This window comes from Aminobacter aganoensis, from assembly GCF_014206975.1.
Lineage (GTDB): Bacteria > Pseudomonadota > Alphaproteobacteria > Rhizobiales > Rhizobiaceae > Aminobacter > Aminobacter aganoensis.
This window is the reverse complement of the sequence record NZ_JACHOU010000009.1, coordinates 155,789-175,032: the sequence shown is the minus strand read 5'-3', so window position 1 is coordinate 175,032 and position 19,244 is coordinate 155,789. Positions and strand designations below refer to the sequence as shown.

Sequence of the window (19,244 nt, the reverse complement as noted above, 5' to 3'; positions counted from 1 at the left end):
GGTCTATTCTCCCGCAGGGGCTGCGCGCGTGGCGGGCAGATCGGCTTCGCTCACGACCGTCGCGGGGACGAGGCGGATCGTCATCCAGATGTTGTAGCAGCCGATAGCCGTGCCGGCGAAGAACAGGAAACCGCCGAGGGTCCGGGCGATATAGTAGGGATACATCGCCACCAGCGTGTCGAGGAACGAATAGGCAAGCGAGCCTTCCTCGGTGTAGGTACGCCACATCAGGCCCTGCAGGATGCCCGAGTTCCACATCGCGAAAACGTAGACGAGCGTGCCCGCGATCGCGAGCCAGAAGTGCCACTCGATCAGGGCGGGCGAATACATGCGCTCGCGTTTCCAGAGCGACGGCACCAGCGTGTAGATCGAGCCGAAGCTGATCAGCGCCACCCAGCCGAGCGCTCCGGCATGAACGTGACCCACGGTCCAGTCCGTGTAGTGCGACAGCGCATTGACCGGACGGATCGCAAGGAACGAGCCCTCGAATGTCGAGATGCCGTAGAACACGGCGGCTGCCATCATGAAGCGCAGCGTCGCGTCGTCACGCACCTTGTGCCAGGCGCCGTTGAGCGTGAGCAGCGCGTTGCCGGCCGATGCCCACGACGGCACCAGCAGCATGACAGAGAAGGTCATGCCCAGTGTCTGCACCCATTGGGGCAGGGCTGTGTAATGCAGATGGTGGGATCCCGCCCACATGTAGAAGAAGGTGATCCCCCAGAAGCTGAGGATCGACAGGCGGTAGGAGAAGATCGGCCGCCCGGCGCGAACCGGCAGATAGTAGTAGAGCATGCCGAGGAAGCCGGCGGTCAGGAAGAAGGCGACCGCGTTGTGGCCGTACCACCACTGCACCATGGCGTCCTGGACGCCCGGCCAGATCGTGTAGCTCTTGGCGCTGCCCCACGAGATTGGCAGGGCGAGGTTGTTGACGATGTGAAGAATGGCCACGACCAGGATGAAGGCCATGAAGTACCAGTTTGCGACGTAGATATGCGGCTCCTTCCGCCGAGCCAACGTGCGGATGTAGAGCAGGAAATAGGTCACCCACACGACGACCAGCCACAGGTCCGCGTACCATTCCGGCTCGGCGTACTCCTTGGACTGGGTGATGCCGATCAGGTAGCCCGAGACGGCCAGCACGCAGAACAGGTTGAAGCCGAACAGGACGAACCATGGGCTGATCTGGCCGGCGAGACGAGCCCGCGATGTCCGCTGCACCACGTGGAAGGAGGTCGCGATAAGGGCATTGCCGCCAAAGCCGAAAATGACGCCGGTCGTGTGGGTCGGCCGCAGCCGGCCGAAGGTCGACCACGCGGCATCGAAGACCAGGTTCGGCCAGGCGAGTTGTGCGGCGATCCACACCCCCATGAACATGCCGAACAGCGCCCAGGCCATCGCCAGTACGATGCCGACCTTGATCGGGTCATCGTAGTAGGACTCTTCGCGTTCTTCCGTGGGTTCCGGAGCGTAGAAGGCCGAGAGAAGCGAATAGAGGAGGGCGCCTGCAAACAGGATCACGACCAATCCGTGTACGCCCAATGGAGCGTTCCGGCCTGCCGCCGCCATCGCGATGCCGGCGATCGCCACCAGCAGAACTATGACAACGGCGGTTTGGCGCTCGGACGAGGTCAGCTTCGCAATCATTCGTTCCCCTCCAGATTCGCCACCGATCAGGCAGCCTTCATGGATCGCGGCAGATCCAGCAGACCCGCGAGCTGGTCCCTGTTTCCAGTGATGTCGGCCAAGGTGTAATCGTCAAACACCGCCAGGAACGCGGCCAGCGCCTTGCTCGCGACCCGCTTCAGCCGGCAAGCCGGGGCAATGGCGCACAGACCACCTTCCGTCTGCATGCATTCCGTCAGCGCAAAGTCCACTTCCATCTTTCGCACGACCTCACCCAGATTGATCTCCTCCGGTCGCCGCGCCAGTGCGATGCCACCGGTCCGCCCGCGCGTGGCGGTCATGTAGCCAAGCCGCCCGAGGCCGAGTGCGACCTTCAGCAGATGGTTGCGCGAGATCCTGTATGACGCGGCGACATCGGTGACCCGGCAGGGCTTGTCCTGATGGATCGCCAGATAGATCAGCATCCTGAGCGCGTAGTCCGTGTGAAGGGTGAGACGCATGGCAGCGATTTCATTCTCCGGCGGGACGGACAATCCGTCCCGGACGATAAAGTGCGATCGTAGCGACCAGGCAAAGCAGCAAAATCTTTGCCGTCTCCGCCACCGCGTAGAGCATGTGATGATACGAAGGGGGATATGGCGATCCGGCGATGACCGCCTCGACGCGCAGGTTGAGGGCCGGAAGCAGCCACAGTGCCTGAGCCGTTACGATCGCGGCGACAATAACCACGCACGTTTTCGTCAGGCGAGACCCAACAGGGAACAGGCTGGTGGCAACAAGAACAGCAGCAAGTCCCCATTCCACACGGCTGAATGTCCAGAAGGTGACCCTGCCGACGTCGAGGGCGACCGGAAGCGAAAGAGACGCCGCCTGGAACTTCACCGGGGTTGCAAGAAAAGAGACACCGGCCAGCATTCCTGCCCAGAAGGTTGCAAAGAGAACCAGCGCTCTATCTGAGAGCTTGTCGCCGACCCCACGCCTCATTCGGTCGTACCGTTCCGAGCACGATCCAACCGGAAGAACATCGCGAGCTTCAGGCTCCGCGCGATGCGCTCGGCACGTTCCATGAATACGACCGCTACTTCAGGCGGACAGCGGGCCTCGACGGTGTCGCGGAAGCAGCCGAGCCAGATGTCGAAATCGTCTTCCCGAACCTGCTTCAGTTTCAGATGTGCCGGCACTGGCCGTCCGCTGTAGGCGCCGTTTTTCAGGATCACCGAGCACCAGAAGTCGGTCATTTTTTCCAGATGCGGTTCCCAGTCTCCGTGGATTTGAGAGGCGAAGATGGGCCCGAGGCGCGCATCCGCTCTCACCCGACCATAAAAGTCACGAACCAGCGCGCCGATGAAGGCGCGATCCACGTTAGGGTGGCCAAGCGGAGCCTCGGCTTGCGGTAGGACCAGTTGGAAGGCGTCTGACGTCATGGTTGACCAAAGTGGTAGATACAAAGCCACTTTATGTTCCGTTCGTCCGTGGAGCAAGCGTGGTATTTGTCGCACGCCCTTGAGCACGTCAGACAATATCGGTCTGTCGAAGCGGCTAGGCTTTCGAGTTACGATAACCGATATGGTGATGGTTGATTGCGAGTACGTTCAGTATGATCGAGCGAGCGCACCGGTCAGTGGCGCACAGGCGAAGCGCCGACTTGGACCTCACTCAGCCCGGGGGCGGGAGTGGTCGAGCCGCACACAATACAAGTTCGGCTCGACGGTAAGCGGCTAAAGCCCCGCTTGCGTTCACTCTGCCGACGAATGGTTACGGAGCTGCTCACCGCTTCAACGCGTGTCACATTGCGACCCTTTCGTTTCGGCTCGTTGTTTGTGCGGGCGCAACGTCCCAGGATCCCGCAGGCCATAACATAGGGGTCTTTGGAGGCGCGTCCCATGACCGAACCTGAAGCGATCGACCTCGATATGACGGTTGACGAAATCATGCGCCGCTGGCCGGCGACTATCCGCGTGATGATCCGCCACAAAATGCTTTGCATCGGCTGCCCGATTGCGATTTTCCATACGGTAGAGGATGCCTGTCGGGCCCATGACATCGACGTGGCTTCCTTTTCGGAGGATCTTCTGCAGGCAATGAAAAGCGATCCGATGGCCAATGCGCCCTCGGCATTTTTTGCCAAAGCCGATGACGGCGTCAGCAGTTCACGCGCCCGCCGAAGAGTCGAGCACGGGAGCAGCGTCGGCGCGAAGATCGGGAGATAACTCGGAGTGGACCTGGTCCCTTGCCTCGTGGATCAAGTCCGGGCCATCAATCAAGCGGCGCTACCTGTCAGAGTTCTTCCGTCTGTTTTCCGCTACCAGCATGAGCGCGTGCGCGTCGGTCACGAGCACCTTCTGGCGGCCGCCGCGCACGATACCCTGGTCCTCCCACGCGCTCAAAAGCCGGCTGACTGTATGGAGCGTCGTTCCGGTCATTTCCGCAATATCCTGGCGGGTGATGGGAAAGGCGATCTCGATGCCGTCGGCAGTCTTGCGGCCGGATTGCTTCACGAGGCGCAACAGCGTGTGGGCGATCCGCTGCTCCACCTGCTGGGTCGATATCTCCACCACCCGCGCCTGGGTTTCCTGGAGACGGTTGCCTATGGTTTTGTAGGTGTTCGCTTCGAAAGCAGGTACGCGTGACTGCAGGTCAGGCCAGACGCTGTTTGGCCAGGACAGCACGACGCAGTCGACCGCCGCGATCGCCGACGCGGGATATGTGCTCCTGCCCATAGTGATGGCGATCCCGAAAAGCTCGCCCGCGTTGATGTATCGCGCGATGACCTGATCGCCTTCGGGCGAGGTGCGCACGACCCTTATGTGGCCGGAAAGCAGAAGAAAAAAGAACTTCGCTTCCCCGTCCTGCGCGAACACCTCCGTGTCCTTCGCAACGTGGGACGAGCGAGCCTGGACCAGGACGGCGTCGAGGGCATCGTCATCGCAACCCGCGAATGCAGGCAATCCAGCGATCAGGGTCTTGTCCAGCGCCATCCTTGGGGCGTCTCCCTCGTGTTGAACCGGATGCGCTGTATACCGTCCAACCACGCCAGCACAAAATGCTGCAGACGATTTCGCCTGAAGGAGGCCGGACTTGCGCAAATTGTGGCGCACACAACCCGGCGCAATAGGAAGTCACCGAGATAGCTGATCAAGCAGATCTGTGAGCGGCCGGACATGAAGCTCTACTTGGACAGCCGACGCGAATACGAGGGCGCGCCACCTTTTGGGGTCCATCAGGAGCGAAAGGGGTGGTGGCAGAGCGTTCACGGCTCGCGGCATGACGGAAGACCAGGCTGTTTAGGCCCAGCCAACAGCCTGAGCGCTACCTGGGAGAAAGCCACGCACGCGGCCGCGCGCGTCCAGAACGGATGCGTCCGTCATCATGCGTTGGCGCGTCGGCCCCAAAGAATTGGGGTGTAGCGCAGTGCAAACAGCAGGAATGCGGCGCTCCAGAATGCCCCGCCCCAGGCGAGCGCCGGCCCATACCAACTGCCGACCAGCGGCGCGACGACGCGCAACACCGCACCTGCCGTCACCAATGCGTAGATCGCCATGACAGCCGCGTCCGCCACGATCGACCGGCCGGTATGGCCGAGACTGGCGCGGGTCATCACGGCGAGCGTCATGGTGCCGATCGCACCAGCTGTCAGCGCATGCAGCGCCGCATTTTCGGGCAGAGCGCTGGTGAATACCGAAACTCCCAGGAGCGCCAGCGACAGGCCGAGCCAAGCGTATCCTATGTGCAGGATGAAAAGTATGGGTTCGCCGACGGTGCGAAGCCCCCGCCATCGGGCAAGCCGGGCGAGAAGCAAGACGGCGGCGACCACGAGCAGAGCACCCGAGGCGGGCGATCCGGGGTAGGTGACCCAGCTGGCGGCGCTGAGCGCGGTCGCGGCCAGCGCCATCTTGTCGAGACGGCCGAAGCTTGTCGGAAGGCGTGTCCCGCCTTGTTTCACAAGCCAGTTGCGCGTGAAGCTCGGCACGATCCGACCGCCAATCAGCGCCATGAGCATGTAGATTGCGGCGAGCGCGACACGCATGCCCAACCCCTCCGGCGCCAGGCCAAGATTGACCGCGTGGTCGAGCAGGTTCGCCATCGCGAACACCGTGATCATAACGGCCACGGGCGCATTCTTCCAGTTTCGGCCGGCGGCGACTTCGCGCCATACCGCGAAGCAAAGCATCGCTGGAAAGCCGAGGTCGATAGCCATCGCCACCTCTGGCATGGAGACAAAAAGACAGGCCAGGCGCCCCGCCACCCATAGGGCCACGAGCAGCGCGAGAGGCATGCCGCTCAGCGGCAGGCGGCCGGTCCAGTTCGGGATCGCTGTCAGGATGAAGCCGGCGACCACGGCGTATAAATAGCCGAAAACCATCTCATGAGCGTGCAACTGCAAGGCTCCGAATGGTCCTGCGATCTCCAATCGCCAGAAATAGGCCAGCAGCCAGAACGGGATCGCGAGCCCCGCATGAAGCGCTGCCAGGAAGAAGAACAGCCGAAAGCCGTCTTGCAGGATCGGAGGCATCGCCGAGATGCGTCCGCGTCCGTCGCGAGAGAAGTCGCCGGCTTTTCGCAGCGCGCGTGGGACCGACCTGTCAGGCCGTGGCGAAGCGGCCGGCATCAGTCGTTCTCGCTGGACGCAGATGCTCGTGCCGCCTGCGCGCCTCGCTCTGCCATGCCGCGTATCTCGTCGAATACCTCCGCGATCTGCAATGCGATGGTGCGCTGCGGCTCGCCGGGTAGCAGTTCGAACAGTTCATCGAGCAAGGCGACAGCAATCGCCACGCCTTCACGCATGGATCCTGCGTTCGAGACGGCGCCTGCCAATCGGAGACCCGTAGCGTCGTTGGCTGCCGCATACTGTCCGTCTGGGCCTTGCGCATAATAGGAATTCACCAAGGCGATTCGTCGTCTCAGTTCGACCAGCGCCGAACGTTCGCCCTTAGCGGTCAGTGCGGCCAGACGGGATGACGCCGCCACCAGTTTTTCGTTGGACATCCTGTTCTCTGTGCATTACCGGCGCTCGCCCAGGCCTGTACCGGACGAGGACAATTGCGGGATTGGAGCATTGCTGGTCCGCTGGCGGCCCGGACATGTTTTCCGGACCGCGGGCCTTCGCGCGCTCAGGCGGGTATCGGACCGGGAGCGGCAACCTGAGACATCAGGTCCTCGTTCCACTCGCCTTCGACCATCACGTGGGCCGTCGCGCCCAACTCCGCGGCCTCGATCAAATTGTGGTTGACGTAGGCGTAGAGGCCTGGCTGCCGGAAGGTGTAGAGCGCAGCGCCTGCCGATCCACCGCGAATGAACCAGGTTTCCAGGTCGCGGGCCGGCGGATTTGCGAACTTGCCCTGCTCCCACACATAGTCGCCGTGTCCGCCAATCAGATGCGGGCGCGTATCGCGATTGGCCTGCGAGTGGACGAACAGGACCGTCTCGCCGACCTTGGCCTTCATCGCATTGTCGCCCGTCAGCGCACCGACGCGACCGTTGAACACCACATGGGTGGGAACCAGCCCGCGCATGGCCTGGATCGTGTCGGGGTAGCTGTCGCCGAGCGTCTCGAAGTTGATGAAGCTGCCATTCGCGTTGCGCGGAATGTAGAACTCATTCTCGCCGACATAGAAGATTCGATCATATTTGATCGGTTCGTTCCGGTGGTTCCTGAGGCCGTCGCGCGGCAGGACCATGATGGTCCCGCTCATGCCCGAGACGACATGCCACGGGATCATGCCTTGCGGTGCGCAGTGATAGACGAAGGTTCCGGTGCGCGTAGCCTTGAAGCGCAGCGTCGCCTGTTCGCCGGGATTGACGAATGTGAGTTCCGCTCCGCCAAGCGCGCCGGTGGCGGCGTGGAAGTCGATGTTGTGCGGCATTTCATTGGTGTCGGGATTGACGAGGGTGAGTTCGACGTAGTCGCCCTCATGCACCACCATCATCGGACCCGGGATCGAGCCGCCGAACGTCATGGCCTGGAGAATCGTGCCTTCGTTGTCGATCTCTACCGGCTTCTCCTCGATCGACAGGGTAAACTCGACAACTTTTGGACCGCCCGTCGCGACCTGCTCGTGAGCATGCACGAAGGGTGGGGCGACCAGCGTCACCTTCTCGCGCGGCAGCGACGTGATCTCGGCTTCGCTGGCAAGTGCAGGGGAGACGGCCGTCATGCTCGTCAATGTGGGGGCGAGCACTCCGGTGGCGGCGGCCCCCAGCAGTGCCTGGCGACGCGTGAACATTTGGTTCTCCTTCTCGACCATGATTTCGATGAGGAGAACCTAGCCGGTCGCCCTTGTCCGCTCTTTGCGTAACGACAAACAAAGGAAACATTGCTCATACAGGGATCATGGTCTTCGCCGACATGCGGCACAGGCGGTGCTCGAGAGGAGCCAGCATCAATCGACATGGCGGCTCCATGTCGAGGTTGTGCGGCCGCCGCCGCCGACGCGCCCACCGCGACGAAATCGATCGCCGGCACGGTCTCACGGATCGATCCCGACCTCGCGACCAGACATGGAGCGCAAAGTTGTCTTCTGGGCGCGGCGCCGGTGACATGGAGCGAATTGAATTTTCTAGGGTCGGAAGCGGTAGCGACTTTCTTTGAGTGGCTACGGTCTTCGGGCGGTGCACGATTCCCGCGAAAGGTTCATTCCGATCGCTCGCAACGCAAACGGGCGCGACACCGCGCCCGTCCGTTAAGGCAATCAATGCTCAGCTTGCGGGAAGAGCCGCCAGAAGCTCTTCGAACTTCTTCTTCGCCCTGCCGGGATGTTTGACGATCCTCGCCTCTTCGAGGTTCGTCGGCTTGCCGACGGCAACCAGCATTACCATGCCCATTCCATAGTGGGGCATGCACTTCACTCCGTATACGCCCTCTTTTTCGACCGTGACGGTGATCTGTTCGTTCAGCTTTCCCTTGAACGGTGTGGAGTCCGCGGGAAACATGCCGGGAATGCTCTCCGCATTGTGGGACTTGTCCGTTGGAACGAAGGTGATGGTGTCCCCCGGCGCCGCCTGAACGAAGTCGGGCTCATAGACCATCGCTCCCTTCTTCCCCATGTTGAGCATCATGACCTGATGGTCGACGCTCGCCAGGGCGCGAACCGGCAGTAGCGCCAGAACCGTGGCTCCCGCCGCACCAGTCAGCACCTGACGTCTGGTAAACATCTTGCTTCTCCTTTCCTGAAGTCGGGATCCTCATAGACGGATGCGCCCGCTTCTCTTTGAGCAATCGCAAACTCAAACGGGTTCGCATAACAAGAGGACCGTGCACTGGTGCTAGGAGCGAAAAAGCTGCCGATCCGCATTGTCTGAGTTGGCGTGCCAACTTCAGACTGAAAGCGCCGACCTTTCTCCAGGCTTCGTCTCGTTCGACATCGATGGCCGCAACGCGGCCGAAGTGGTGTCCCGTCTCAGGCGACAAGTCGTAAACGCTTCGGTTGCCCCTATGCACACAGCCGCATGTACGGCTCACGCCAAACATCGTGAACGACGAAATGGACATAGAGCGCGCCATCGCGGACTGTCGGATGTCATCTGACCCCTCAGCATAGGCCAGCTTTCGGGGAGAAGCGGCTCACGACAGATTGCCGCCTCAAAAGAGCCCCAGAACGATGGCGGCGAGCGCGATGTAGCGGCCCGCCTTTGCGATGCTCACGGGCAGCAGGAAGCTCCAGAGCGGTTCGCGCAGCACACCGGCTGTCACTGTCAGCGCATCGCCGCCGAGAGGCGCCCAGCTCAAGAGCAGGCACCAGCGGCCCCATCGACGATACCAGCCCGTGGCGCGGTCGAGCGCCTGTTCGCTGACCGGAAACCAGCGCCGGTGACGATAGTGCTCGATCCAGCGTCCGAGCAGCCAGTTGGTGACAGAGCCGAGCACGTTGCCAATGGTTGCCACGATCACCAGCAGGACGGGCGACTGCTTGCCGAGTACCAGCAGCCCGACCAGCGCGGCTTCCGATTGGGCGGGCAGGACCGTGGCGGCGACGAAGGCGACGGCAAACAACCCGGCCAGAGAAAGCAGATATTCCACGCCCCCGGTCAGCGCTCACGCGGCCATGCGAGATGCATATCGTCGATCACATAAGCATGGGCGTGGCGATGCCCGTGCCCGGCATCCTCGAGATGCGGGTGACCCGCGGGCAAGTCGTTGTGGCTATGCTCCATCACCTCGGGATCGTCGGCTGACCACACGGCGAAGCCGATGCCGATCGCGGTGGCCGCTACGGCAGCAAGGATGACCGCGGTGAGCGGCAGGCCGAGTGCCGCGCCGGCCCAGCCAGCAAGCGGGTAGGCGATCAGCCAACAGGCATGGGAAAGCGCGAACTGCGCGGCGAATAGCGCTGGGCGGTCTTCCGGGTTTGCCGAGCGCCGGAGCAGCCGGCCGGATGGCGTCTGCGCTGTCGAATAGCCGAGACCGAGCACGAACCAAAGCGGCAGCAGCCAACCGTAACCAGGCAGCGCCGTTGCCGCCAGCGTTCCCATAGCCAGCAGCGAGGCGCCCGCCAGCATAGCGGTGCGGTCGGGCACGGACTCCAGCAGCGTCGGCAGCGCGAGCGCCGCGGCCATCGAGCCGCCGCCGAAAGCAGCAAGCGCCAGCGCCGTCGCCTGGTTGTCTAGGCCAAATCGGGCTTGCACGTAGACAACTGTGTTAACGATCACCAGCGCGCCGGCCGAGGCGACGGCGAGATTGATCGCCAGCAGCCCGCGCAGGCGCGGCGTTGCCAGATAGATACGGGCACCGCGGGTCGTGCGGTCGTAGATGCCGCGTGGCGTCGTCGGCTTCGGGCTTGGCAGGGCGACCGACACGACCAGCGCTGCGGAGACGAGAAAGCCGATCACCGTGCCGGCGAACAGGTCGTGGAAGGAGATGAAGGCGAGAAGTGCTGCCGCCAGCATCGGGCTGACGACGCTTTCCAGATCATAGGCGAGCCGCGACAGCGACAGCGCGCGCGTATACTCTTTCTCCTCCGGCAAGATATCGGGGATCGTCGCCTGAAACGTCGGTGTGAAGGCGGCCGAAGCCGATTGCAGGACGAAGATCAGGACATAGACCTGCCAGATTTCGGTGACGAAGGGCAGCAGCACGGCTACGGCCGCGCGCACGAGATCGAGCGCGACCAGCATGGCGCGGCGTGGCACCTGCTCGGCAAAGGCCGAGGCGATGGGTGCTACGCTCACATAAGCGACCATCTTGATGGCAAGCGCCGTTCCCAGAACCGCGCCGGCGTTCTCACCAGCCAGTTCGAAGGCGAGCAGTCCAAGAGCCACTGTCGCAAGGCCCGTGCCGATCAGCGCGATGACCTGGGCGAGAAAGAGGTGGCGATAGGTTCGGTTCCTGAGGATCGCCAGCATTACAGATACTTCGCGATTTCCTTGAACTCGTCGATCGACCGCCGCCGGTCGCGGGCGAGTGGCCCGACCACTTCTTCAAGGCAATGGTCAAGATGATCCTGGATCAGCGTCTTCTTGGCCTGCGCGATGGCCTTTTCAACCGCATGGAGCTGCTGGGCGATTTCGAGGCACGGCCTGCCGGCCTCAATCATCTTGATGACGCTGCGCAAATGACCGTCCGCGCGCTTCAAACGTTTGACGATCCGGGGATGCGTCTCGTGCAGGTGCTGGTTCATGATTTATGCTATCCCCCTGCATAGGATATGCCAAGGCGCAGTCGTCACTTTATTCGCTGCAGCGAACCAGCTGACGCCATGGGGAAACAACTCATCGACAGACGCGGCATCTCCGTGATCGTCGTGCCGCCGAACGACCCCGCTTACGCCGATCCAGCCGTCCTGAAACGGCTGGATCCTACTTTGTGAAGTGTTTTCCGGACAATACCGTGGAAGTCGCCTGGGTCGTGCAGCCACGCATCGAAGCCTTCACGGTGGCGTGCCGCGGTTGGGATGCCCGGTCGCCAAGAGCCGAGGCGCAGCAGAACGGCATGCCGAATTGATGGACTAAGCCTCGGCTCCTGGGGGGCGGTGGAGGTTGAGGCGCCACATGCCCCACCAGGCGAGCGGCGCAAGGACAAAGACGCTCGCCATCCCTGGTAAGTATCCATAGGGCTCGTTGGCCAGCAGCGGCATGATGAAGTGCGCCATCTCGGTCAGCCCCATGGACGCAAAGAAGGTCCAGGCGAGGAAACGGCCGAACTCGTGATCGCGCCGGAAGAGCAGGGGAATGGCCAGCCATGCTCCGACTGGGACGATCAGGAGCGCCAGCGCCAGCCCGACCGACATCTCCGGCACCGGTGTCCCCGTAATCCGCGCGGAGACGGCTTCGAAGAAGGCGGTGCGGTTTTCCTCGAGCTTGTGCAGCAAAAGGAAGGCAGCGAGCGTCAGCCAGTAGGGAACCCTGACGGATGCCCACGACGCTTCCTGTGCCGTGGCCAGCCACAGGATGAACCCGCCGAGATAGCCGACGAGGAAGATGAGAGCGTAAAGCCATCCGAGATAGAAATAGCCGAGCAGAGGGACCAGGATCGAAAACCCGAAGGCGGCGGCGACCAGCAGCGGACTTCTGTTCTGCATCACAGCCGATTCTCTCATAGTTCGGCCTTTCCTAGTATCCCGCGACCGCGTTCTGCTTGCCATGCAGGAAATGTGTAGGAAATAGCGCGGAGCAGGAATGTTCTGGCAAACGCCAGGTAGAGGGGCCAACCATACTGCACTGCCAGCATAAGCGACGTGATGGCGCCCGCCAAGTCCGCCACATGCCAGCCAGGTTGGACAACCGATCATTTGGAAGCGGCGGGATGCTGCAGGGAAAGACGAAGGCGGCGTGGATCAGCCCCCAACGCTGCGGCAAGAGCAGGCCACCGATCACCATCTCGACCTGGTCGGTTCGTTCAAGTCACGGGACATGACCGAACTCAATGTCAGCGCATTGTTCGTGCATAGCACGAATGGGAAGCTGCCGGAACCGGCAGTAGAAGCCGCAATTTTCAAGTGGACCATTCGCCTGTGACGCGCGGCATGCTGGTCTGTTAAGGAAATCTGTCTATAAACTGGCGGCAGGCGCTGATTTGCCATGGTCGCGCGGGCGGGGTCGGGAAGGTAATTGCAATGGCATCGGCTCAACAATTGATAGGGCTCGTCAAGAGCCACGCTGAAGGCGACGAAAAGCGATTCTTTGACCTTGCCATGCAGCTTGCCGCTGCGGAGGAGCAAAAGGGTCATGCTCGTCTGGCTGAACAGCTGCGGCAATGGGCCGACGCAGGCCAGCAACCGCAGACACCGACGCGTGTCACGCCCACGCCGATCTCTGCTCCACGCGGTGACCTGGCTGGATTTTTGAGCGCCAGCTATCCGACCACGCGGCTCAACGACCTGATCCTGCCGGCCCACATCGAGGACGAGCTGTCTCATATCGTCACCGAAACCCGTATGACGGAACGGCTCGAGGAGAAGGGCCTGCGGCCACGACGCCGGCTGTTACTTGCTGGTCCGCCGGGGACGGGCAAGACGCTAACGGCGGAGGCCCTCGCCGGCGAACTGAAGTTCCCGCTGTTCACAGTTCTCCTCCACGGCCTGATCACCAAGTTCATGGGCGAAACCGCGCAGAAGTTGCGGATGATATTCGACGCGGTTCGGACGAACCGCGGCGTTTACCTGTTCGATGAGATCGATGCGCTCGCGGCATCGCGCGGATCGGAGAACGACATCGGTGAAGCCCGTCGGATTCTGAACTCGGTCCTGCAATTCCTCGACGAGGACACGGGACCGTCGATCGTCGTGGCGACCACTAATCTGCCGGAAATCCTCGATCGCGCGATTCTTCGCCGCTTCGATCTGGTGCTACCCTATCAGCTGCCGGATGCCGATGCGATCGGAAAGGCCATGCGCCGACGACTGAGCGGCTTTGGCGTGGAGTCCGTGAATTGGAAAGAGGTAGTGCACCACGCAGAAGGGCTGTCGACGGCCGATGTGGTGGCTGCAGGGGAGGATGCGGCGAGACGGGCGGTCTTGGGTAATTCGAGCGAGATCAGGACGGTGGCAATCGTTGCGTCCCTCGAGCGCCGCCGGTCGCTGCACAGCATAGGGGCGGGAACGCATGCCGAGGGACCGAAGACACTTCATTCTCAACGAAATCTCAGCCGCAAACCCGTTCAAGCCAAAGGGCGGCGGATCCGCAAATCATCCTAGTGATGTCGTCAGCCGAGCAGCTCATGCCCAGTCGCTGCTTCACGCATTGGATTATCTGCCTGATATAAGCGCCGCTGCGCTGCCGGGCATCTACCTGGAGGTCGAGGGCAGGACAGGCGAGCCGATGATCACTGCGGGCCTCAATGCCAGCGATCTGACGCTACTTCGTGTCGAGCCGTCGCGGCCCGCAGCAAACCAGCCAGCCCGCGCTACCGTCTTTGCGACCGAAGAGGGCGTTGCAAAGCTCCGCAGAAAGGTCGAGGACTTCGCCGGCAAGGAGAGGAAATCCGGCCGACCCTACAATGCCGATCTGGTCCAGAGCATCGGCGCCATTGTCGAAGCCGGCCTGCGGGCATTGTGGCGCAGTCCGCCTCAACGGTTCCCTGCCCAGGAAGGGGCCGTACCGTGGGAGGTGTGGCTCGACAAGGCGCAGGCACAGGCTTTCATTGCCGGCGCGGCAGAACTCGATGTTGCGATCGGCGCCGATCGGCTCGAGTTCCCGGAAGATATCGTTGTCATCGCTACTGCGACGCGAGACGCGCTTGCGTTGGCGGTTCGGCGCCTTGCCGGCGTACGGGCGCTCGCTGCCCCAACGGTCACCGCCGACTATTTTGATGCGATGGACCCCGACGAGCAGGCCGATTGGGTCGACAACCTGCTCGGCCGGACAACCTTTGAGGCTATTGACGACCCGAACTATGTGACCCTGCTTGACCGCGGGGTTAGCCGGGCCCATCCGCTTATTGAGCCAGCGCTTGCCGTCGCTGATCGTCACGCCGCTCATCCTGCCTGGGGGGTCGAGGATATAGTCGGTCATGGCACACAGCTCGCCGGGCTTTCCCTATTCGGCGATTTGACGCCGGCGTTTCAGTCCATGCTGCCGATCCGGCTTCGCCATCGTCTGGAATCGGCAAAGATCATCCCTGATGCCGGTCACAATCCCCATCACCTACTCGGGGCAGTGACACGCGCCGGCATCAACGCGGCCGAGACGGCAGGCGTTCGCCGCCGGACGTTTACACTGGCCAGCACCACCGAGGACGACACGCCGCATGACGGAGCACCAACCTCATGGTCGAGCGAGCTGGACCAGTTGGCGGCCGGCGTATCCGGCATTGTCGCGACGCAGCGCCTCGTGCTGGTGTCTGCCGGAAACAGTGACCAGAACAGATTTGGAAACCACGACTATCTCACCACGAGCGACCATGCCGACAACGAGATAGAGTCGCCAGCACAGGCATGGAACGCAGTCTGCGTCGGTGCCTACACGGAAAAGAATGTTCTCCCGGCCGGCGTGCCCGGTACGCCTCTTGCTCCGATCGGTGATCTCGCGCCGTCTTCGAGAACCGCGAGTTGGTCGTCGCACTGGCCGATCAAGCCGGACGTGGTGATGGAGGGTGGGAACTGGATCGTGAACGGTCCACCACCGCCGATGAAACATCCCGCACTTTCGCTGCTGACAACCGACCGTCAGTACCCGCTGCGAGCCTTTACGACCGTCGGAGAAACCAGTGCCGCGACCGCACTTGCCGCTCGCGCCATCACTGAATTGTGGTCCGACTACCCGGAGCTTTGGCCCGAGACGATTCGCGCCCTTTTCGTCTCCTCGGCGCGTTGGACTGCCCGGATGCGGTTGCATCTGCCGGCAAGTCCGGGGAAGGGGCACTATGGTCCGCTGTTCAAACGCTATGGCTATGGCGTGCCGGACATGGAGCGCGCCCGGCGCAGTGCTTCTAATGCATTGACCTTGATCGTGCAGGACAGGATCACTCCCTATCGCGAAAGCGACACAGGCGGTGCTGATCATGTTCACAACGAAATGCGTCTGTTCGAGCTACCCTGGCCAGTCGAGGCATTGCGTGCGCTGGTCGCTCACCCCGTCAGGTTGAGGGTTGCTCTCAGCACCTTCATCGCGCCGAACCCCTCCGAGCCTGCTCGCGGCTCCAAATTCCGATACGCGTCACACAATCTGCGCTTCAAGCTGAACAGACCCAACGAGGATCGCGCGGCTTTCATCGCCCGCATCAGCAAGGTTGAAGAAGAGCCCGGGGGGCCGGCCTTCGATGAAAATGACGGCTGGACGTTCGGTCGCAATCGTCGGGACGTCGGCTCGCTTCAGATCGACGAGCTGACCTGCCCGGCTTCCGATCTTGCTCGCCGCAACCTGCTAGCCGTTCATCCGGTGGCAGGCTGGTGGAAGACGCGAGCGGTTTTGAATCCGAATGAGAGATCGGTTCGGTTCGCTCTGATCGTCGAGATCGATGCGGGAGAGGTGGAGTCCGAACTCTACGCCGAGGTGCAGTCTGCGATAGAAGTTCTCAACCTCGCCGAGATCGCTGTCTAGCTTGGTGGAGCCGTCGAGCCGTGCTTACATCTATAGTTCGACATCCCGATACCAACGCCAGGCGATCGTCACTGCGATCCTGAACTAATGAACCCCGATCAGTGCCCGAGGATCTGGCTGAGAAACAATTTGGTCCGTTCACTGCGGGGCGACGAGAAGAAGGCGACAGGCTCGTTCTCTTCAATGATCTGGCCGCCGTCCATGAAGACTACTCGATCGGCGACCGCTTGCGCGAAGCCCATCTCATGCGTCACGCACACCATCGTCATGCCCTCGTTCGCCAGTTCGATCATCGTGTCGAGCACCTCTTTGATCATCTCCGGATCGAGAGCGGAGGTCGGCTCGTCAAACAGCATGATCCGGGGTTTCATGCACAGGGCGCGGGCGATGGCAACGCGCTGCTGCTGGCCGCCCGAAAGTTGCCCCGGATACTTGTCCGCCTGTTCGGGTATGCGAACCTTGCGCAGGAAATGCATCGCGATCTCCTCAGCCTCCTCCCGCGGCAGCTTGCGCACCCAGATGGGTGCGAGCGTGCAGTTCTCAAGGATCGTCAGGTGAGGAAAAAGGTTGAAATGCTGGAACACCATGCCGACTTCTGAGCGGATCTTCTCGATCCCCTTGAGGTCGTTGGTCAGTTCGGTACCTTCCACCACGATCCGCCCGGACTGATGCTGCTCCAGCCGGTTTATCGACCGAATGAGCGTGGACTTGCCGGAACCTGATGGACCACAGACGACGATCTTTTCGCCTTGGCAAACCGTCAGGTTAACGTTCCGCAACACCTGAAAGTCGCCGAAGGACTTCCCGAGATTCTCGATCCTGATCGCCGGAGCGCGATCACTCAGTTTTTCACCATCGTTCATCCACGCTTCTCCGCACCGCTGCGTTCCAAGAAGTCTGCAAACCGCGCGAACGAAAAGGCGAGCGCGAAATAGATCAGGCCGATGAATAGAAAAGTCTCGGTGGACGGCGCCGGCCATGCCGGATCGGAGAGCGCTGCCTTGCCTGAACTGATCAGGTCGAAGAGGCCGACTACCAGCACGAGGCTTGTGTTCTTGATCATTACGATGATCGTGTTGGTCAGTGCCGGAATCACGATCCGGATGGCCTGCGGCAGGATAATCAGCCTTTGCGTACTCCAATAGTTCAGGCCGAGAGCCTCGGCTGCTTCCGACTGGCCGCCCGGTATGGCCTGGAGTCCTCCGCGGAGGACTTCCGCGAGATAAGCTGCGGCAAAGATGGTCAAGGCAAGCAGGGCGCGCACGAACTTGTCCGGAAGGAGTGATTCCGGCAGGAACAGCGGCAGCAGGATCGACGCGACGAAAAGCAGGCTCAGAAGAGGCAGCCCCCTTATCGTCTCGATGAAGAGCACGCTCAGAGTACGAACGACCGGGAGGCTCGACCTGCGACCGAGCGCGAGGAGGATGGCGGCCGGAAAGCCGAGCCCAATGGCAAAGACGGTGAGAATGAGCGTTACAGGCAGCCCGCCCCATGAGCTTGTCGGAACCGAGACAAGGCCGAAGCCGCCGCCCATCAGCCAAAGGACGATCGCCATCATACCCACCCAAATCGCCGCCAGCCCGGGACGCCACGCAGACGGTCGTGCCGATGCGACGAGCGTGATGATAATGAGGATGCACACCAGCCCAGCGCGCCATCTTTCCGCCGGCGGATAGATGCCGAAAAGGATCTGACCGGACTTCGCGATCACGAAGCTCCAGCATGCCCCGGTCGCGGCGGCGCAAGTTTCCGGTTCTGCAGGGAACAGGGCTGCGTTGAGGATAGCCCAGTCCACGAGCAGCGACCCGAGCCGGACCATCAGCCAAAGCAGGATCAGGGTCAGCGCAGCATTCAGTGGCGTGCCGAAGAACGGCGCGAGACGACGAAGCAATGAACGCGCGTCGGGCGCGGCGGCACGTGCAATCGTATTGGACGCTGTATCGGCCATGTCTCAGCGCTCCACGATTGCAATGCGGCGATTGTAGGCGTTGAGCAGCGCGGACAATGCCAGGTTCACGGCTAGAAAGACCCCCAGGATGATTGCGACGCCCTCGATCGCATGGCTGGTCTTGTTGATCATGGTGCTGACCACTGTCATGAAATCCTGGTAGCCCACCACGATTGCCAACGTGGAGTTCTTGACCACGTTGATATACTGGCTGTTCAGCGGCGGAACGATGCTACGGAGGGCCAGCGGCACGACCACGAGCCGATAAGTCTGGCCTCGCGACAGCCCCAGCGCCGTTGCTGCCTCCCACTGGCCTTTGCGAACGGCGAGGATGCCGCCGCGTACGATCTCGCCGATAAAGCCCGCAGTGTAGAAGGTGAGCCCGATCAGGATGGTGGTCAGTTCCGGGGTTAGCGACCAGCCGCCGGCAAAATTCGCCCGGCGAAATTCCGGAATGTCCAGGGAAATGACGTCACGATAAGCGAACAGAAAGATCCCGGCGGCGACCGCAACGAAAAGCCACGCGGCGCTCACATGGGCAGGGCGGCTTCCTGTCTCGATTTGCCGCCGCCGCGCAGCATACGAGGCGCCGGCTAGAATCACGGCACTCACGCCGACGAACGCTACCGGTGCAAATGCCGAAGTCGACCAGCCCAGCGCGGGCATCGACAGGCCTCGCACAGATATGTGCGTGCCGGGCGCGAGTTTCCATGCTTCGGTTGCGAGCGGCAGGATCTCCCACCACAGCGCGTAGTTGAAAATCAGCAGGACTACCAACGGCGTGTTTCGCGCCACCTCCACCCAGACACGGCATAGGCCGCTCACCAGCGGATTGGAGCTGAGGCGGCCAATTCCGATGAATAGGCCGATCACACTTGCGAGCAGGATCACGAGGACGGAAATGAACAGGCTGTTAGAAAGGCCGACCACGGCGGCCCACCAGTTTGGATCGGAAGACGAATAAGGCAGGATCGTCTCGGCGATCTGGAAATTTGCCGGCCGCCAAAGAAACCCGAAACCAAGCGGAATTCCACGAAGCTCGAGGTTTCGCGCCGTGGCTGTGAAGAGCATTGATCCGAGCGCTGCGATCCCTGCAAGAAGGGCGATCTGAACGATGATCGCGCGAAATCGTACATCCTGCAGCATCTCTGTCTCCTCACCCATTTGGCCGTCCGACCTTCGCCGGACGGCCTGTTAGCGC

The 19,244-nt window shown here is 61.9% G+C and carries 20 protein-coding genes; 4 read left to right on the top strand and 16 right to left on the bottom strand.

Translation table 11 applies throughout. The features are described from left to right. Positions 1-3: 3 nt before the first annotated feature. Genes ccoN through GGR00_RS17930 form a run of 4 tightly spaced genes read right to left on the bottom strand, consistent with a single transcriptional unit; the run spans position 4 to position 2,984 of the window. On the bottom strand, positions 4-1,644 hold the full coding sequence (gene ccoN / locus GGR00_RS17945) for a cytochrome-c oxidase, cbb3-type subunit I (RefSeq protein WP_210315057.1): 1,641 nt from the start codon (positions 1,642-1,644) through the stop codon (positions 4-6). A 26-nt stretch (positions 1,645-1,670) separates the two neighbouring features. Then, positions 1,671-2,123, bottom strand: a complete 453-nt coding sequence (locus GGR00_RS17940) for an Rrf2 family transcriptional regulator (RefSeq protein ID WP_184700233.1) — start codon at positions 2,121-2,123, stop codon at positions 1,671-1,673. A 10-nt stretch (positions 2,124-2,133) separates the two neighbouring features. Next, entirely contained in the window at positions 2,134-2,607 is a 474-nt protein-coding gene (locus GGR00_RS17935) for a hypothetical protein (RefSeq protein ID WP_184700232.1), read from the bottom strand. Beyond that, entirely contained in the window at positions 2,604-2,984 is a 381-nt protein-coding gene (locus tag GGR00_RS17930) for a group III truncated hemoglobin (protein WP_377864014.1), read from the bottom strand. The genes GGR00_RS17935 and GGR00_RS17930 overlap by 4 nt, the downstream gene beginning before the upstream one ends. A 522-nt stretch (positions 2,985-3,506) precedes the next feature. On the opposite strand from GGR00_RS17930, the gene GGR00_RS28600 reads away from it, so the two are divergent. Continuing rightward, positions 3,507-3,833, top strand: a complete 327-nt coding sequence (locus GGR00_RS28600) for a DUF1858 domain-containing protein (RefSeq protein WP_184700231.1) — start codon at positions 3,507-3,509, stop codon at positions 3,831-3,833. 60 nt (positions 3,834-3,893) lie between these two features. Here GGR00_RS28600 and GGR00_RS17920 read toward each other — a convergent pair whose 3' ends face one another. The 9 genes from GGR00_RS17920 to GGR00_RS17880 form a co-directional block, all read right to left on the bottom strand. Continuing rightward, positions 3,894-4,601, bottom strand: coding sequence for a Crp/Fnr family transcriptional regulator (locus GGR00_RS17920; protein ID WP_184700230.1), 708 nt, complete (start codon positions 4,599-4,601; stop codon positions 3,894-3,896). Between the two features lie 389 nt (positions 4,602-4,990). Then, positions 4,991-6,136, bottom strand: coding sequence for an NnrS family protein (locus GGR00_RS17915; protein WP_246441451.1), 1,146 nt, complete (start codon positions 6,134-6,136; stop codon positions 4,991-4,993). A 95-nt stretch (positions 6,137-6,231) separates the two neighbouring features. Then, the gene (locus GGR00_RS17910) at positions 6,232-6,609 is read right to left on the bottom strand and encodes a hypothetical protein (protein WP_184700228.1); all 378 of its coding nucleotides are present in this window, start codon (positions 6,607-6,609) and stop codon (positions 6,232-6,234) included. Between the two features lie 125 nt (positions 6,610-6,734). Then, positions 6,735-7,847, bottom strand: coding sequence for a copper-containing nitrite reductase (gene nirK / locus GGR00_RS17905; RefSeq protein WP_184700227.1), 1,113 nt, complete (start codon positions 7,845-7,847; stop codon positions 6,735-6,737). A gap of 472 nt (positions 7,848-8,319) precedes the next feature. Next, positions 8,320-8,775, bottom strand: a complete 456-nt coding sequence (locus tag GGR00_RS17900) for a pseudoazurin (protein ID WP_184700226.1) — start codon at positions 8,773-8,775, stop codon at positions 8,320-8,322. 427 nt (positions 8,776-9,202) lie between these two features. Beyond that, positions 9,203-9,631 carry a YqaA family protein gene (locus tag GGR00_RS17895; protein ID WP_184700257.1) on the bottom strand — a complete coding sequence of 143 codons (429 nt, stop codon included), beginning with the start codon at positions 9,629-9,631 and terminating at the stop codon, positions 9,203-9,205. Between the two features lie 17 nt (positions 9,632-9,648). Then, complete coding sequence (locus tag GGR00_RS17890; RefSeq protein ID WP_184700225.1) at positions 9,649-10,962, bottom strand: MFS transporter; 1,314 nt, start codon at positions 10,960-10,962, stop codon at positions 9,649-9,651. After that, positions 10,962-11,237 (bottom strand): metal-sensing transcriptional repressor, encoded by a 276-nt coding sequence (locus tag GGR00_RS17885; RefSeq protein WP_184700224.1) that lies wholly within the window; start codon positions 11,235-11,237, stop codon positions 10,962-10,964. Before GGR00_RS17885 ends, GGR00_RS17890 begins: the two co-directional genes overlap by 1 nt. 327 nt (positions 11,238-11,564) lie before the next feature. Next, positions 11,565-12,137, bottom strand: coding sequence for a hypothetical protein (locus GGR00_RS17880; protein WP_184700223.1), 573 nt, complete (start codon positions 12,135-12,137; stop codon positions 11,565-11,567). Positions 12,138-12,387: 250 nt separating this feature from the next. Here GGR00_RS17880 and GGR00_RS17875 point away from each other — a divergent pair, with 250 nt between their 5' ends. The 3 genes from GGR00_RS17875 (at position 12,388) to GGR00_RS17865 (ending at position 16,095) form a co-directional block, all read left to right on the top strand. Then, positions 12,388-12,573 carry a hypothetical protein gene (locus GGR00_RS17875; RefSeq protein WP_184700222.1) on the top strand — a complete coding sequence of 62 codons (186 nt, stop codon included), beginning with the start codon at positions 12,388-12,390 and terminating at the stop codon, positions 12,571-12,573. A 98-nt stretch (positions 12,574-12,671) separates the two neighbouring features. Then, entirely contained in the window at positions 12,672-13,751 is a 1,080-nt protein-coding gene (locus tag GGR00_RS17870; protein WP_184700221.1) for an AAA family ATPase, read from the top strand. Between the two features lie 46 nt (positions 13,752-13,797). After that, positions 13,798-16,095 carry a S8 family peptidase gene (locus GGR00_RS17865; RefSeq protein ID WP_246441449.1) on the top strand — a complete coding sequence of 766 codons (2,298 nt, stop codon included), beginning with the start codon at positions 13,798-13,800 and terminating at the stop codon, positions 16,093-16,095. A gap of 98 nt (positions 16,096-16,193) precedes the next feature. Here the strand turns inward: GGR00_RS17865 and GGR00_RS17860 are convergent, their stop codons facing one another. Genes GGR00_RS17860 through GGR00_RS17850 form a run of 3 tightly spaced genes read right to left on the bottom strand, consistent with a single transcriptional unit; the run spans position 16,194 to position 19,189 of the window. Further along, entirely contained in the window at positions 16,194-16,958 is a 765-nt protein-coding gene (locus tag GGR00_RS17860; protein ID WP_184700220.1) for an amino acid ABC transporter ATP-binding protein, read from the bottom strand. After that, the gene (locus GGR00_RS17855; protein WP_184700219.1) at positions 16,955-18,043 is read right to left on the bottom strand and encodes an amino acid ABC transporter permease; all 1,089 of its coding nucleotides are present in this window, start codon (positions 18,041-18,043) and stop codon (positions 16,955-16,957) included. The genes GGR00_RS17860 and GGR00_RS17855 overlap by 4 nt, the downstream gene beginning before the upstream one ends. Positions 18,044-18,046: 3 nt before the next feature. Beyond that, positions 18,047-19,189: an amino acid ABC transporter permease gene (locus GGR00_RS17850; protein ID WP_184700218.1), complete on the bottom strand. Its 1,143-nt coding sequence runs from the start codon at positions 19,187-19,189 to the stop codon at positions 18,047-18,049. Positions 19,190-19,244: the final 55 nt, after the last annotated feature.

Excerpts from the sequence above, each read along its gene's own strand:
- ccoN (WP_210315057.1), bottom strand. The coding sequence starts at position 1,644 with ATGATTGCGAAGCTGACCTCGTCCGAGCGCCAAACCGCCGTTGTCATA.
- GGR00_RS17940 (WP_184700233.1), bottom strand. The coding sequence starts at position 2,123 with ATGCGTCTCACCCTTCACACGGACTACGCGCTCAGGATGCTGATCTAT.
- GGR00_RS17935 (WP_184700232.1), bottom strand. The coding sequence starts at position 2,607 with ATGAGGCGTGGGGTCGGCGACAAGCTCTCAGATAGAGCGCTGGTTCTC.
- GGR00_RS28600 (WP_184700231.1), top strand. The coding sequence starts at position 3,507 with ATGACCGAACCTGAAGCGATCGACCTCGATATGACGGTTGACGAAATC.
- GGR00_RS17920 (WP_184700230.1), bottom strand. The coding sequence starts at position 4,601 with ATGGCGCTGGACAAGACCCTGATCGCTGGATTGCCTGCATTCGCGGGT.
- GGR00_RS17915 (WP_246441451.1), bottom strand. The coding sequence starts at position 6,136 with ATGCCTCCGATCCTGCAAGACGGCTTTCGGCTGTTCTTCTTCCTGGCA.
- GGR00_RS17910 (WP_184700228.1), bottom strand. The coding sequence starts at position 6,609 with ATGTCCAACGAAAAACTGGTGGCGGCGTCATCCCGTCTGGCCGCACTG.
- nirK (WP_184700227.1), bottom strand. The coding sequence starts at position 7,847 with ATGTTCACGCGTCGCCAGGCACTGCTGGGGGCCGCCGCCACCGGAGTG.
- GGR00_RS17900 (WP_184700226.1), bottom strand. The coding sequence starts at position 8,775 with ATGTTTACCAGACGTCAGGTGCTGACTGGTGCGGCGGGAGCCACGGTT.
- GGR00_RS17890 (WP_184700225.1), bottom strand. The coding sequence starts at position 10,962 with ATGCTGGCGATCCTCAGGAACCGAACCTATCGCCACCTCTTTCTCGCC.
- GGR00_RS17885 (WP_184700224.1), bottom strand. The coding sequence starts at position 11,237 with ATGAACCAGCACCTGCACGAGACGCATCCCCGGATCGTCAAACGTTTG.
- GGR00_RS17880 (WP_184700223.1), bottom strand. The coding sequence starts at position 12,137 with ATGCAGAACAGAAGTCCGCTGCTGGTCGCCGCCGCCTTCGGGTTTTCG.
- GGR00_RS17870 (WP_184700221.1), top strand. The coding sequence starts at position 12,672 with ATGGCATCGGCTCAACAATTGATAGGGCTCGTCAAGAGCCACGCTGAA.
- GGR00_RS17860 (WP_184700220.1), bottom strand. The coding sequence starts at position 16,958 with ATGAACGATGGTGAAAAACTGAGTGATCGCGCTCCGGCGATCAGGATC.
- GGR00_RS17855 (WP_184700219.1), bottom strand. The coding sequence starts at position 18,043 with ATGGCCGATACAGCGTCCAATACGATTGCACGTGCCGCCGCGCCCGAC.
- GGR00_RS17850 (WP_184700218.1), bottom strand. The coding sequence starts at position 19,189 with ATGCTGCAGGATGTACGATTTCGCGCGATCATCGTTCAGATCGCCCTT.